Source organism: Leifsonia sp. SIMBA_070 (genome assembly GCF_046534635.1).
GTDB lineage: Bacteria > Actinomycetota > Actinomycetes > Actinomycetales > Microbacteriaceae > Leifsonia.
Map to the genome: position 1 here is coordinate 1 of NZ_JAWRYK010000502.1, position 259 is coordinate 259.

Annotated in this window: 1 protein-coding gene; it reads right to left on the bottom strand. The window is 71.4% G+C overall.

Features of this window, described 5'->3' with window-relative positions:
- Positions 1-225 (bottom strand): beta-galactosidase (locus SB754_RS21215; RefSeq protein WP_410784315.1); only part of this gene is annotated, 225 nt, incomplete at its 3' end.
- Positions 226-259: the final 34 nt, after the last annotated feature.

Below are 259 nucleotides of genomic sequence, written 5' to 3' on the forward strand. Positions count from 1 at the left end.
CTCGGTGCCGAAGTGGGCCGTGTGCCAGTGCCAGTACTCGATGAGGCGGGCGCCGCGCGAGATCATCGCCCACGCCGCCTGGCGCCACTGGCCGTCCCAGCCGGGCTCCGAGACGTTCGATGCGTTGATCGCGCCCGCGTTCGTCTCGGTCACGAGGAAGGGCGCGCGGCGCGAGGAGTACATACGATCGGCGCTCAGGAACACGCTCCACACGCCGTCGCTCATCCAGCCCTGCGGTCGGGTCGGCGCCGGGTGGTCG